Annotated in this window: 12 protein-coding genes; 7 read left to right on the top strand and 5 right to left on the bottom strand. The window is 64.5% G+C overall.

Features of this window, described 5'->3' with window-relative positions; genetic code table 11:
* Positions 1 to 20: 20 nt before the first annotated feature.
* From acnA to DID96_RS32335, 5 genes are all read right to left on the bottom strand, one after another.
* On the bottom strand, positions 21 to 2,738 hold the full coding sequence (gene acnA, locus DID96_RS32355) for an aconitate hydratase AcnA (RefSeq protein ID WP_124603286.1): 2,718 nt from the start codon (positions 2,736 to 2,738) through the stop codon (positions 21 to 23).
* 51 nt (positions 2,739 to 2,789) lie between these two features.
* Entirely contained in the window at positions 2,790 to 4,241 is a 1,452-nt protein-coding gene (locus DID96_RS32350) for a bifunctional 2-methylcitrate dehydratase/aconitate hydratase (protein WP_124603285.1), read from the bottom strand.
* A 22-nt stretch (positions 4,242 to 4,263) separates the two neighbouring features.
* Positions 4,264 to 4,770 carry a hypothetical protein gene (locus DID96_RS32345; protein WP_124603284.1) on the bottom strand — a complete coding sequence of 169 codons (507 nt, stop codon included), beginning with the start codon at positions 4,768 to 4,770 and terminating at the stop codon, positions 4,264 to 4,266.
* A gap of 233 nt (positions 4,771 to 5,003) precedes the next feature.
* On the bottom strand, positions 5,004 to 6,011 hold the full coding sequence (locus DID96_RS32340; protein WP_124603283.1) for a CoA ester lyase: 1,008 nt from the start codon (positions 6,009 to 6,011) through the stop codon (positions 5,004 to 5,006).
* A gap of 207 nt (positions 6,012 to 6,218) precedes the next feature.
* Positions 6,219 to 7,202: a malate dehydrogenase gene (locus DID96_RS32335; RefSeq protein WP_124603282.1), complete on the bottom strand. Its 984-nt coding sequence runs from the start codon at positions 7,200 to 7,202 to the stop codon at positions 6,219 to 6,221.
* A gap of 298 nt (positions 7,203 to 7,500) precedes the next feature.
* On the opposite strand from DID96_RS32335, the gene DID96_RS32330 reads away from it, so the two are divergent.
* From DID96_RS32330 to gltA, 7 genes are all read left to right on the top strand, one after another.
* Complete coding sequence (locus DID96_RS32330) at positions 7,501 to 8,310, top strand: GntR family transcriptional regulator (RefSeq protein WP_221624630.1); 810 nt, start codon at positions 7,501 to 7,503, stop codon at positions 8,308 to 8,310.
* 178 nt (positions 8,311 to 8,488) lie between these two features.
* Positions 8,489 to 8,905 (top strand): succinate dehydrogenase, cytochrome b556 subunit, encoded by a 417-nt coding sequence (gene sdhC / locus DID96_RS32325; protein WP_124603280.1) that lies wholly within the window; start codon positions 8,489 to 8,491, stop codon positions 8,903 to 8,905.
* 4 nt (positions 8,906 to 8,909) lie between these two features.
* Positions 8,910 to 9,278 carry a succinate dehydrogenase, hydrophobic membrane anchor protein gene (gene sdhD / locus DID96_RS32320; protein WP_124603279.1) on the top strand — a complete coding sequence of 123 codons (369 nt, stop codon included), beginning with the start codon at positions 8,910 to 8,912 and terminating at the stop codon, positions 9,276 to 9,278.
* A gap of 3 nt (positions 9,279 to 9,281) precedes the next feature.
* Positions 9,282 to 11,057: a succinate dehydrogenase flavoprotein subunit gene (gene sdhA, locus DID96_RS32315; RefSeq protein WP_124603278.1), complete on the top strand. Its 1,776-nt coding sequence runs from the start codon at positions 9,282 to 9,284 to the stop codon at positions 11,055 to 11,057.
* 21 nt (positions 11,058 to 11,078) lie between these two features.
* The gene (locus DID96_RS32310) at positions 11,079 to 11,780 is read left to right on the top strand and encodes a succinate dehydrogenase iron-sulfur subunit (protein WP_124603277.1); all 702 of its coding nucleotides are present in this window, start codon (positions 11,079 to 11,081) and stop codon (positions 11,778 to 11,780) included.
* Between the two features lie 81 nt (positions 11,781 to 11,861).
* Positions 11,862 to 12,134: a succinate dehydrogenase assembly factor 2 gene (locus tag DID96_RS32305; protein ID WP_124603276.1), complete on the top strand. Its 273-nt coding sequence runs from the start codon at positions 11,862 to 11,864 to the stop codon at positions 12,132 to 12,134.
* A 53-nt stretch (positions 12,135 to 12,187) separates the two neighbouring features.
* On the top strand, positions 12,188 to 13,489 hold the full coding sequence (gene gltA / locus DID96_RS32300) for a citrate synthase (RefSeq protein WP_124603275.1): 1,302 nt from the start codon (positions 12,188 to 12,190) through the stop codon (positions 13,487 to 13,489).
* Positions 13,490 to 13,709: the final 220 nt, after the last annotated feature.

The following is a 13,709-nucleotide window of genomic DNA, read 5'->3' as shown; positions in this document are numbered from 1 at the left end:
CACCTGCAAAAGCGGAGCGCTTACGCTGCGAGCAGCGAGCGAAGCACGAACGGCAGGATACCACCGTGCTTGTAGTAGTCCACTTCGATCGGCGTATCGATGCGCAGCAGCACCGGCACGCGCTTCGTTTCGCCGTCCTTGCCGTTGATCACGAGCGTGACGTCCTGCTGCGGCTTGAAGTCGTCGCCGAGGCCTTCGATGTCGAACGTTTCGTCGCCGGTGATGCCGAGCGACTGGATGCTGTCCGCGCCCTTGAACTGCAGCGGCAGCACGCCCATGCCGACCAGGTTCGAACGGTGGATCCGCTCGAAGCTGCGTGCGATCACGGCCTTCACGCCGAGCAGTTGCGTGCCCTTCGCGGCCCAATCGCGCGACGAGCCCGTGCCGTACTCTTCGCCCGCGAACACGACGGTCGGCGTGTCGGCGTCGATGTACTTCATCGCCGCGTCGTAGATCGACAGCTGCTCGCCGCTCGGCTGGTGGATCGTCAGGCCGCCTTCGACGCGGGTGCCGTCTGCCTTCGCCGGGATCATCAGGTTCTTGATCCGGACGTTCGCGAACGTGCCGCGCATCATCACGTCATGGTTGCCGCGGCGCGAGCCGTAGCTGTTGAAGTCGGCCTTCTGCACGCCGTTCTCCTTCAGCCACTTGCCTGCCGGCGAGTCTTCCTTGATCGAGCCTGCCGGGCTGATGTGGTCGGTCGTGACCGAATCGCCGAAGATGCCGAGCGCGCGCGCGCCCTTGACCGTGACGATCGCGTCGGTCGGTTCCATCGAGAAGTCCTTGCCGAAGAACGGCGGCTCCGCGATGTACGTCGACGTCGGCCAGTCGTAGACCTGGCCCGTCTCGCCCTCGATCTTGCTCCAGAGGTCGCCCTTCTTGGTCAGCTTCGAGTAGTTGTCCTCGAACTTCTTCGGATCGAGCGCGTACTTGAGCAGCGCGTGGATTTCGTCGCTCGTCGGCCAGATGTCGCCGAGGTAGATGTCCTTGCCGCCCTTGCCCTGGCCGACCGGCTCGGTCATCAGGTCGCGCGTGATATTGCCGGCGATCGCGTACGCGACGACGAGCGGCGGCGACGCCAGGAAGTTCGCGCGGATGTTCGGGTGGATACGCGCTTCGAAGTTACGGTTGCCCGACAGCACGGCTGCCGCGACGATGTCGTTCTTCGTGATCGCTTCGTTCAGTTCCGGCGTCAGGTCGCCCGCGTTGCCGATACAGGTCGTGCAGCCGTAGGCGGCGACTTCGAAGCCGAGCTTTGCGAGGTAGGGCAAGAGGCCCGTCTTCGTCAGGTACTCGGTGACGATGCGCGACCCCGGGGCGAGCGACGTCTTGATGTGCGGCGCGACGGTCAGGCCGGCTTCGACGGCCTTCTTCGCGAGCAGGCCGGCAGCCAGCAGCACGCTCGGGTTCGACGTGTTCGTGCACGACGTGATCGCGGCGATCAGCACGTCGCCGTTCTTCACGTTGACGCCGTTGCTCGTCGTGTATTCGGCGCCCAGGTCTTCCGACTTCTTCGCGAAGCCGTTTTCCGCGACCGGCTTCGAGAACAGGTCGGTGAACGTCGACTTGACGTGGCCGATCTCGATGCGGTCCTGCGGACGCTTCGGGCCTGCCAGCGACGGCGCGACCGTGGCGAGATCCAGCGTCAGCGTCTTCGAGTAGTCGATGTCGCCGGCCTTCGGAATGCCGAACAGGTCCTGCGCCTTGAAGTAGTTTTCGAACGCGGCGATTTCCGCCTTCGTGCGGCCCGTGCCCTTGAAGTAGTCGATCGTCTTCTCGTCGACCGGGAAGAAGCCCATCGTCGCGCCGTATTCCGGCGCCATGTTCGCGATCGTCGCGCGGTCCGGCAGCGCGAGCGTCTTCGTGCCTTCACCGAAGAACTCGACGAACTTGCCGACGACCTTTTCCTTGCGCAGCATTTCGGTGATGGTCAGCACGAGGTCGGTGGCCGTCACGCCTTCGCGCAGTTGGCCCTTCAGCTCGACGCCGACGACGTCCGGCGTCAGGAAGTACACGGGCTGGCCGAGCATGCCGGCTTCCGCCTCGATGCCGCCCACGCCCCAGCCGACCACGCCGATGCCGTTGATCATCGTCGTGTGGCTGTCCGTGCCGACCAGGGTGTCCGGGTAGTAGACCGTGCCGTCCGCGTCCTTCTTCTTGTGGACGCCGCGCGCGAGGTACTCGAGGTTCACCTGGTGGACGATGCCGATGCCCGGCGGCACGACCTTGAACGTGTCGAACGCCTGCATGCCCCACTTCATGAACTGGTAGCGCTCGTTGTTGCGCTGGAATTCCAGCTTCATGTTCAGATCGAGTGCGTCCTTCTGCGCGAAGTAGTCGATCTGGACCGAGTGGTCGACGACGAGATCGACCGGGACCAGCGGCTCGATCTTCTTTGGGTTCTTGCCCGCGCGCTTCGCGACACCGCGCATGGCCGCGATGTCGGCGAGCAGCGGCACGCCCGTGAAATCCTGCAGCACGACGCGCGACACGACGAACGGGATTTCGTCGACACGCTTCGCGGTCGGCTGCCAGTTCGCGAGCTGCTCGATGTGTTCCTCGGTGATCTTCTTGCCGTCGTAGTTGCGCAGCACGGACTCGAGCACGATACGGATCGACACCGGCAGGCGCTCGATCTTCGTCTTCAGTTCCTTGCCGAGTTGCGGCAGCGAGTAGAACTTGCCTTTGCCGGAACCGCTGTCGAATTCCTTGAGGGTCTTGTGCAGATTGTGGGCCATGGTGATTTTCCTGGGTTTAAGGCTAGGAAAGAATAATCCTGTATCTGACGGCTATATCACATACAAGTCGACGTACTCATTGACCGGCATCGCTTCGAGCTCTGCCTGGTCCAGCGACACGTCGAGAATCGCTTGTTGCTGCTTTGCCGGGAAGCGGCGGGCGAGGTTGGTCCTGAATTTCTCGATCAGCAGCGGGATGCCGTCGGCACGGCGTCGCTTGTGGCCGATCGGATACTCGACCACCACTTCGGCAAGCTTCGATCCGTCCGCGAACTCGATCGTCAGCGCATTCGCAATCGATCGCTTGTCGGGGTCGTGGTAATCCATCGTGAACTGCGGGTCCTCGACGCACACCGTCTTCGCGCGCAGCGCGTCGATGCGCGGGTCCGCGGCGACCGCGTCCTCGTAGTCGGCCGCCGTCAGCCGGCCGAACAGCAGCGGCACCGCGACCATGTACTGGATGCAGTGGTCGCGATCGGCCGGGTTCGCGAGCGGCCCCTGCTTGTCGATGATCCGGATTGCCGCCGCGTGCGTGCGGATCGTGATCCGGCTGATGTCGTCGGTCGATTTCCCCGCCGCGGCGAGCTGCGCGTGCAGCTGCATCGCGGCCTCGGCCGCGGTCTGCGCGTGGAATTCCGCGGGGAACGCGATCTTGAACAGCACGTTCTCCATCACGTAGGTGCCGTACGGACGCTGGAAGCGGAACGGCTGCCCTTTGAACAGCACGTCGTAGAAACCCCAGGTCTGCGCGCTCAGCGCCGACGGGTAGCCCATTTCGCCCGTCTTCGCGATCAGCGCGAGGCGCACCGCGCGCGACGTCGCGTCGCCGGCCGCCCACGACTTGCGCGAACCCGTGTTCGGCGCGTGGCGGTAGGTGCGCAGCGCATGGCCGTCGACGAACGCGTTCGATACCGCGTTGATCAGCTCGTCGCGCGTGAGGCCGAGCAGCTGGCCGACGACGGCGGTCGACGCGACCTTGACGAGCAGCACGTGGTCGAGCCCGACCTGGTTGAATGAATTCTCGAGCGCGATGCAGCCCTGGATCTCGTGGGCCTTGATCATCGCGGCCAGCACGTCGCGCATCGCGAGCGGCGTCTTGCCGGCCGCGACGGCAGTACGTGACAGCCAGTCGGCCGTCGCCAGGATCCCGCCCAGGTTGTCGGACGGGTGGCCCCATTCGGCGGCGAGCCAGGTGTCGTTGAAGTCCAGCCAGCGGATCATCGCGCCGATGTCGAACGCGGCCTGGACCGGATCGAGCTGGAACGACGTGCCGGGCACCTTCGCGCCGTTCGGCACGATCGTGCCGGGCACGACAGGGCCCAGAAGCTTGGTGCAGGCCGGATAGGACAGCGCCTCGAGTCCGCAGCCGAGCGTGTCGATCAGGCAATGACGCGCAGTGTCCAGCGCGAGCGCGCTGTCGATCCCCGCATTCAGCACGTAGTCGACGATATCGACGAGTACCGGATCCGGGGCAGGGCGGACGTTGGAGGTTGGCGCGGACATCGAGGTGCCTGCGTGAGCGGGATTAGTTGTTCTTCAGCTCGTTCGACTGCGTCGGCGCCGGCGTGCCTTGCGCCATTTCCGGCGTCACGCACTCGTCCGCGAGGCGCTCGCCGCCGTTCGCGTCGCTGAACAGCATTGCCTTGCTCGGGATCACGACCAGCTTGAAGCCGTTCGCCGGATCGTAGAACACGTCCGCGCCGGTCGTCGTCTGCTCGCGCGGCAGCTTGTAGTTCTTCTGCGCCCAGTGGACCGTGACGACCTGGTCACGCTTCATGTCGCCGGCGAGGTTGAACGACAGACCGTCCTTGCACGCCCACTTGACCGAGCCGTCCGGTACCGCATCGACCTTCGCTGCGGCGCGCGCTTGCGCCTTCTTGCTGCGCGGAATCAGGCGCTTCTTCGGTGCCGGGCGCTTCGCCGTTGCCTTCTTCGCGGTCGTGGCCGCTTCCTGGGCGAACGCGCTCGGAGCCGACAGCAGCATCGTGGCGGACAAGGCGCCGATGGCGGTAGCGATCAGGAGTTTCTTCATGGAGTCAGAACCTTTCGAAAATCAGTTAGCAAAGGCCGGCGGCCAGGGCCGTCGGCCGGGTTGAAACTGCACGCGCCCCGGAAGCGCGCAGCGGCCGCTATTTTCGCCTATTTGGCCGCGCATATTTCAGGTTTTCAGGCTCCGTTACGTTTTTTGTGGTTTCTCGGCCGGCCGTGCGGTCCGCGCCCCGGCCGAGGTGTGAAAGACTGTTTCGGCCGGCCGGCGGCGCACGCTCACGGCGTATCTCCCGCAGCGGCCGGGCCGAACAGCGGCTCCGCTTCGGCGGGCACCGGCTGGCCGGTCGCCCGCGCGCGGCGCAGCACCGACCAGTAATAGCGGTAGCTCGCGCGGTCGTGCAGCGTGTCGCCGTGGCGCGTCGGCCCCCAGTCGGCGGCCTGCGCGGCCAGCAGGATCTCGGCCGCGAGCGCGACCTCGTCGGTGCGCGGCGCGAATGCGTCGACGATCGGCCGGATCTGCGCCGGATGGATGCTCCACATCCGCGTGAACGCGAACTCGTCGCGCGCGCGGCGCGCGTCGTTCGCGACGACGCTCATGTCGCGCACTTCCGTCGTCACGTTGTGCGACGGCGTCTTGCCGTGCGCGTGGCAGGCGGCGGCGATCTCGAGCTTCGCGCGCCGCACGAGCGGGTGCTCGAACTGGCCGGGCGAGCGCATGGCCGAATCGGGGATCGCGCCATGGTGCGCGGACACGAAATCCATCAGGCCGAAGCTCAGCGTGCCGACGAGCGGCAGCGCGGCGAGGGCGGCCGCCTGCGCGAGCGCGCCATGCGTCTCGACCAGCACGTCGACCGGAATCGGCCGGGCGACGCCCAGTTCGCGGCGCGTGCCTTCGATGAACGCGCACATCTCGGCCGCGTCGGCCGCATTCGCGATCTTCGGCAGCGTCAGGTAGGCGGGCGGGCGCGGCGCGCGCAGGATGATGCGCACGTCGTCGCGCCAGTGCGGGTGGGAAAAATCGTGGATCCGTGCGCCGACCCGCCCGTAGCGGTTCTCTGCGCTGCCGAGCGTGGCGGCGACCAGTTCCGCGTGCGCGGCTTCCTGGCCGACGGCGGCGCCGTCCTCGCAATCGAGCGTGATATCGAATACGGGGCCCAGCTCGGCCTGCAGCGCGAGCGACTTGCGCATCAGCTTTTCGCTGCCCGCGTAGTGGTCGCAGCATGGCAGGATCGCGGGCGGAGCCGCACCGTCGTACAGCACTTCTGCAGGGGAGAGCGCGGACATCTTCTTCTGCGTCCAGGAAGCGGGCCAACGTGGAAAAATCGGATTCGGGCACGTTCTGGGCCTGTGCCGCACCTGGATCGTGCGTGCGGGCGGCAAAACGCGTCCGGATCGGATCGGGGCAATACGGGCCAAAGGCCGGCGGCGGGTGGCCGCCGGCCCATGGCCCGTGTCGCAACCGGGCTGCCCGAGGGCGGCCCGGTCAGCGCGTTACTTCAGCAGGTGAGCAACGCCGTCGCGCTCTTCGAGCAGCTCGGCCAGCGTGCCGTCCATCTTCTCGCGCGAGAATGCATCGATCTCGAGGCCTTCGATGCGCTTGTATTCGCCGTTTTCGCACACGACCGGCACGCCGTAGATGATGTCTTCGGGGATGCCGTACGAACCGTCCGACGGAATGCCCATCGTGACCCACTTGCCGTTCGTGCCGAGCACCCAGTCACGCACGTGGTCGATTGCCGCGTTCGCTGCCGACGCTGCCGACGACAGGCCGCGCGCTTCGATGATCGCCGCGCCGCGCTTGCCGACGGTCGGGATGAACGTGTTGCGGTTCCATTCGTCGTCGTTGATCAGGTTCAGCAGCGATTCGCCTTCGACGGTCGCGAAGCGGAAATCCGGGTACATCGTCGGCGAGTGGTTGCCCCACACCGCGAGCTTCTCGATCGATGCGACCGGCTTGCCCGACTTGGCCGCGAGCTGCGACAGCGCGCGGTTGTGGTCGAGGCGCAGCATGGCCGTGAAGTTCTTCTTCGGCAGGTCCGGCGCCGACTTCATTGCGATGTATGCGTTCGTGTTGGCCGGGTTGCCGACCACCAGCACCTTCACGTCGCGGCTCGCGACTTCGTTCAGGGCCGCGCCCTGTACCGTGAAGATCTCGGCGTTCGCCGACAGCAGGTCCTTGCGCTCCATGCCCTTCGAGCGCGGACGGGCGCCGACCAGCAGTGCGACGTCTGCATCCTTGAAGGCGACCTTCGGGTCGTCGGTGATCACGACGCTTTCCAGCAGCGGGAACGCGCAGTCATCCAGTTCCATCACGACGCCTTTGACGGCGGCTTGGGCTTGCGGGAGGTCGAGCAGTTGCAGGATGACCGGCTGGTCCTTGCCGAGCAGGTCGCCGTTCGCGATGCGGAACAGCAGCGAGTAAGCGATTTGACCTGCGGCGCCGGTGACGGCAACGCGCTTTGCGGGCTTAGCCATTGAAATTCTCCAGGACGGGTGAAGCGTGGGACGCTCGGGAAAACGCCATTCTATGCGCGTTACGCGAAACGTTGCTTTGAAGCAGGGCGGAGGACTCGCGGTTGCATGCGCGGTGAACCTGGAGACGGGCCGAGGCACGTGGCCGGGGACGCGCCTTGACACCCGCGAACCCTTGCTCGACCCGGAGTTTAGGAGTCGAAAGGCGCAAAGTCAAACGGTATCATATGTCTTATATAAGACAGATGTTTTGCTGAATTTGTGTGGACGGAAAACATGGGTTTGTGATGAAATGCGCGCCATGACATCGAACCAGGCGAACAACGCGAATCCGACCGGCGCAGGCGGCCCAGGGCAGCCGGCTGCCGGCGAGCCCGCGTCGACGCCATCGCCGTCGCCGACATTCAGTCCTTTATACCAGCAGATCAAGGCATTGATCACGCAGAGTCTCGAATCGGGCGAATGGAAGCCGGGCGAGATCATCCCGAGCGAGGTCGAGCTCGCGGCCCGCTTCAAGGTCAGCCAGGGTACCGTGCGCAAGGCGATCGACGAACTGGCCGCCGAGAACCTCGTAGTGCGCCGGCAGGGCAAGGGGACTTTTGTTGCGACGCACAATGAAGATCGCGCGCAATTCCGCTTCCTGCGCCTGCTCGCCGACGATGGCGCCGAGCATCCGCACGTGAGCCGCCTGCTCGAGTGCCGGCGGCTGCGCGCGCCGGCCGAGATCGCCCGCCAGCTCGACCTGAAGCCGGCCGACCCGGTCGTGCAGGTGCGGCGCCTGCTCGAATTCGAGAATGAGGCGACGGTGCTGGACGAGATCTGGCTGCCGGGCACGATGTTCCGCGGGCTGACGTTCGAGCGGCTCAGCGAGTACAAGGGGCCGCTCTACGCGATGTTCGAAACGGAGTTCGGCACGCGCATGATCCGGGCATCCGAGAAGATCCGCGCGGTGGCGGCGGAGCCGGCGGTGGCCGACCAGCTGCACGTGCCGCCCGGCTTTCCTTTGCTGTCTGTCGAGCGCGTGTCCTATACATATGGTGACCGGCCGGTGGAAGTGCGGCGCGGCTGGTATGTCACGACCGGGTATTACTATCAGAACGACTTGAGCTGATGATGCAGATATATCGGCTCGTGTCTCGTGCATTCGCGTTCCCCATTGTCCGCGAAGCACGTTTGGGGCCGCCATTGTTCGCGTTTGCGTAACGATCCAGAGCAGGTTTTCGCTGCAGCGCGATATAAAAAGGCGCTAAAATCGCGGATTAGTGTGACAACATAAGTAGGGGTCTAGCATGACTGACGCAGTAAGAAAGCCGAGGCCGGAATACCGGAACATCGGATTCGGCGACATCACGATGAAATATCGCATGCCTCTGGCGGCGATTTTGTCGATTCTCCATCGAGTCAGCGGTGCGCTGCTGTTCCTGTTCCTTCCGTTCCTGCTTTACCTCTTCGACCAGAGTCTCACCTCCGAACTCAGCTTCGAAGGCTTCAAGCAATTCCTCTCCAGCGTCATCGTCAAGCTGATCGTCCTCGCGCTGTCCTGGGCGTTCTTCCACCACTTCTGCGCCGGCATCCGTCACTTGCTGATGGACGTCAACCACGACGCGGTCACGAAGGAAAGCGGCAAGAAGACGGCTGCGGTCGTGTTCGTCATCTCGATCGCGCTGACGATCGCCATGGCCCTCAAACTGTTCGGAGCATTCTAAGAAAATGGCAGCCAACAACCGAATCGGCTCGAAGCGCCTCGTCGTCGGCGCGCACTATGGCCTGCGCGACTGGCTCGCGCAACGCGTCACGGCCACGATCATGGCAGTCTACACGGTCATCCTGCTGGTGCTGTTCTTCGGCGCGCACGATTTCTCGTACGACGGCTGGGCGTCGATCTTCTCCGCGCAATGGATGAAGCTCGCCACCTTCGTGATGCTGCTCTCCCTCTTCTACCACGCATGGGTCGGCGTGCGCGACATCTGGATGGACTACGTGAAGCCCGTCGGTGTGCGCCTGCTGCTGCAATCGCTGACCATCGTCTGGCTGCTCGCATGTGCGGGCTACGCCGCGCAGATTCTCTGGAGAGTGTAAAGAATGGCTGCAATCAAAACTTCCCTCCCGCGTCGCAAGTTCGACGTGGTGATCGTCGGCGCGGGCGGCTCCGGCTTGCGTGCGGCACTGCAACTGTCGCGTGCGGGCCTGTCGGTCTGCGTGCTGTCGAAGGTGTTCCCGACGCGTTCGCACACGGTCGCCGCGCAAGGCGGGATCGGTGCGTCGCTCGGCAACATGAGCGAAGACAACTGGCACTTCCACTTCTACGACACGATCAAGGGCTCCGACTGGCTCGGCGACCAGGACGCGATCGAGTTCATGTGCCGTGAAGCGCCGAACGTCGTGTACGAACTCGAGCACTTCGGCATGCCGTTCGACCGCAACGCGGACGGCACGATCTACCAGCGCCCGTTCGGCGGCCACACCGCGAACTACGGCGAGAAGCCTGTCCAGCGCGCATGCGCGGCCGCCGACCGTACCGGTCACGCGCTGCTGCACACGCTGTACCAGCAGAACGTCGCGGCGAAGACGCAGTTCTTCGTCGAATGGATGGCGCTCGACCTGATCCGCGACGCGGACGGCGACGTGCTCGGCGTGACGGCCCTCGAAATGGAAACGGGCGACGTCTACATCATCGAAGGCAAGACCACGCTGTTCGCGACGGGCGGCGCAGGCCGGATCTTCGCGGCATCGACCAACGCGTTCATCAACACCGGCGACGGCCTCGGCATGGCGGCCCGTTCGGGCATCGCGCTGCAGGACATGGAGTTCTGGCAGTTCCACCCGACCGGCGTGGCCGGCGCGGGCGTGCTGATCACCGAAGGCGTGCGCGGCGAAGGCGGCATCCTGCGTAACGCGAACGGCGAGCGCTTCATGGAGCGCTATGCGCCGACGCTGAAGGATCTCGCACCGCGTGACTTCGTGTCGCGCTCGATGGACCAGGAAATCAAGGAAGGCCGCGGCGTCGGTCCGAACAAGGACCACGTGCTGCTCGACCTGTCGCACATCGGCGCCGAGACGATCATGAAGCGTCTGCCGTCGATCCGCGAAATCGCGCTGAAGTTCGCGAACGTCGACTGCATCAAGGAACCGATCCCGGTCGTCCCGACGATTCACTACCAGATGGGCGGCATCCCGACCAACATCCACGGTCAGGTCGTCGGCACGTCGCGCGATCACAAGGAGCCGATCAACGGCTTCTACGCAGTGGGCGAATGCTCGTGCGTGTCGGTGCACGGCGCGAACCGCCTCGGCACGAACTCGCTGCTCGACCTCGTGGTGTTCGGCCGCGCGGCCGGCAACCACATCGTCGAGCACGTGAAGAACCAGCGCGATCACAAGCCGCTGCCGGCAGACGCCGGCGAGTTCTCGCTCGCGCGCCTGAACAAGCTCGAGAAGTCGACGTCGGGCGAGTACACGCAGGATGTCGCGAACGACATCCGTGCGACGATGCAGAAGCACGCAGGTGTGTTCCGCACGTCGGCGCTGCTGAAGGAAGGCGTCGAGGAGATGGCCGGCCTGAAGGAGCGTGTGGCCAACATCCACCTGAAGGACAAGTCGAAGGTGTTCAACACCGCGCGCGTCGAAGCGCTCGAGCTGGAGAACCTGATCGAAGTCGCTCGCGCGACGATGGTGTCGGCGGAAGCCCGCAAGGAAAGCCGCGGCGCGCACGCGCAAAGCGACTACGAACACCGTGACGACGAGAACTGGCTGCGCCACACGCTGTGGTACAGCGAAGGCGATCGCCTCGACTACAAGCCCGTTCAAATGAAGCCGCTGACGGTCGACTCCGTGCCGCCGAAGCCGCGCACGTTCTAAGCCGAGTCAAAGGAATCCGAAATGGCAAAACGCATTTTTGAAATCTATCGCTACGATCCGGACAAGGACGCGGCGCCGCGCATGCAGTCGTACGAGCTGGAGATCCAGCATGAGCGCATGCTGCTCGACGCGCTGGTCAAGCTGAAGGCGCTGGACGAGACGCTGTCGTTCCGCCGCTCGTGCCGTGAAGGCGTGTGCGGTTCGGACGCGATGAACATCAACGGCAAGAACGGTCTCGCGTGCCTGACGAACCTGAACGACCTGCCGCAGAAGATCGTGCTGCGCCCGCTGCCGGGCCTGCCCGTCGTGCGCGACCTGATCGTCGACATGACGCACTTCTTCAACCAGTACCACTCGATCAAGCCGTACCTGATCAACGACGCGCCGCCGCCCGAGAAGGAGCGCCTGCAGTCGCCGCAGGAACGTGACGAGCTGGACGGCGTGTACGAGTGCATTCTGTGCGCAAGCTGCTCGACGTCGTGCCCGAGCTTCTGGTGGAACCCGGACAAGTTCGTCGGCCCGGCGGGCCTGCTGCAGGCTTACCGCTTCATCGCGGACAGCCGCGACACGGCGACCGGCGAGCGCCTCGACAACCTTGAAGATCCGTACCGTCTGTTCCGTTGCCATACGATCATGAACTGCGTCGACGTGTGCCCGAAGGGCCTCAACCCGACGAAGGCGATCGGCAAGATCAAGGAACTGATGGTCCGCCGTGCGGTTTGATATGACGACCCCCAAGCTCACGACGTTCGCTCCCCCCCGCGGGGGAGTCGGCGCCCTTGGGGCGGCCCGGCGGGTGCCGAGATGAGCGATACCGCGCATCAATCCGACCCGCACCGCCGCGCGCGCCTCCGCTGGCGCGCGCGGCGGGGTCTGCTGGAGAACGATCTGGTTTTCGAGCGTTTCTTCAGCCGATACGAGCATGACCTCACCGATGCAGACGTAGGCGCGCTGACGCGCCTGCTCGATCTGAGCGACAACGACCTGATGGACTTGCTCCTCGCGCGCAAGGAACCAGAAGGCGACCTTGACAGCCCGGATATCCGCCGGCTGTTGGAGATGCTGCGCAACGTCTAACCGCGTTTCGCCCGTTATCGAATCCCGTTTCCAATTTCGATTGAGGATGTGCCATGACTCCGTCTGATGTAAAAGCCACGCTATCGTTCAGCGACAATTCGCCGAGCGTCGAACTGCCGATCTACAAGGGCACGATGGGCCCGGACGTGATCGACATCCGCAAGCTGTACGGCCAGACCGGCAAGTTCACGTATGACCCGGGCTTCATGTCGACGGCATCCTGCAACTCGGCGATCACGTACATCGACGGCGACAAGGGCGAGCTGCTGTATCGCGGTTACCCGATCGACAACCTCGCGCAAAACGCCGACTTCCTCGAGACCTGCTACCTGCTGTTCAAGGGCGAACTGCCGAACGAAGCGCAGAAGAAGGAATTCGTCGCGACCGTCACGAAGCACACGATGGTGCACGAGCAGATGCAGTTCTTCTTCCGCGGCTTCCGCCGTGACGCGCACCCGATGGCGATCCTGGTCGCTGCAGTCGGCGCACTGTCGGCGTTCTACCACGACTCGCTCGACATCAACGACGCGCGTCACCGCGAAGTGTCGGCGATCCGCATGGTCGCGAAGCTGCCGACGCTCGTCGCGATGGCGTACAAGTACAGCATCGGCCAGCCGTTCGTGTACCCGCAGAACGATCTGTCGTACAGCGCGAACTTCATGCGCATGATGTTCGCGAACCCGTGCGAGGAATACAAGGTCAACGACGTGCTCGTCCGCGCGCTCGACCGCATCCTGATCCTGCACGCCGACCACGAGCAGAACGCATCGACGTCGACGGTCCGCCTGGCCGGCTCGTCGGGCGCGAACCCGTTCGCATGTATCGCGGCCGGTATCGCATGTCTGTGGGGCCCGGCGCACGGTGGTGCGAACGAAGCCGCGCTGAACATGCTCGAGCAGATCGGCTCGCCGGACAACATCCCCGAATTCATCAAGCAGGTGAAGGACAAGAACTCGGGCGTGAAGCTGATGGGCTTCGGTCACCGCGTGTACAAGAACTACGATCCGCGTGCGAAGCTGATGCGCGAAACGTGCTACGAAGTGCTGAACGAACTGGGCCTGCACGACGACCCGCTGTTCAAGCTCGCGATGCAGCTCGAGAAGATCGCGCTGGAAGACGAGTACTTCGTGTCGCGCAAGCTGTACCCGAACGTCGACTTCTACTCGGGCATCGTCCAGCGCGCGTTGGGCATCCCGACGTCGATGTTCACGTGCATCTTCGCGATGGCACGCACGATCGGCTGGATCGCGCAGTGGAACGAAATGATTGCGGATCCGGAGCAGAAGATCGGCCGTCCGCGTCAGCTCTTCATCGGCGACACGCCGCGCGAAGCGAAGCCGCTCAGCGCACGCTAAGCCGTGTGCGGCGCGAATGGCCGGCAGGCCGTTCGCGTCAGGCGACGCACAACGCCAAAGATACCCCGGCCGGGCTTGCCCGCCGGGGTGTTTTTTGTGCGCCGAGCATGCGCAACAGCTTGGGGGTGCAAGTCCCCTGTCCAGCCTGATGGGGCGAAGGACTAGCGAAACGCAAGGGCGTCGTCGTGAGGCGGGGTCTGAAGGAAGCGTGTAGCAAAGC

It is taken from the genome of Burkholderia sp. Bp8963 (assembly GCF_003854275.1).
In the GTDB taxonomy this organism is placed as follows: domain Bacteria; phylum Pseudomonadota; class Gammaproteobacteria; order Burkholderiales; family Burkholderiaceae; genus Burkholderia.
The sequence above is the reverse complement of the archived record's forward strand: the minus strand, read 5'-3'. Positions and strand labels throughout refer to the sequence as shown.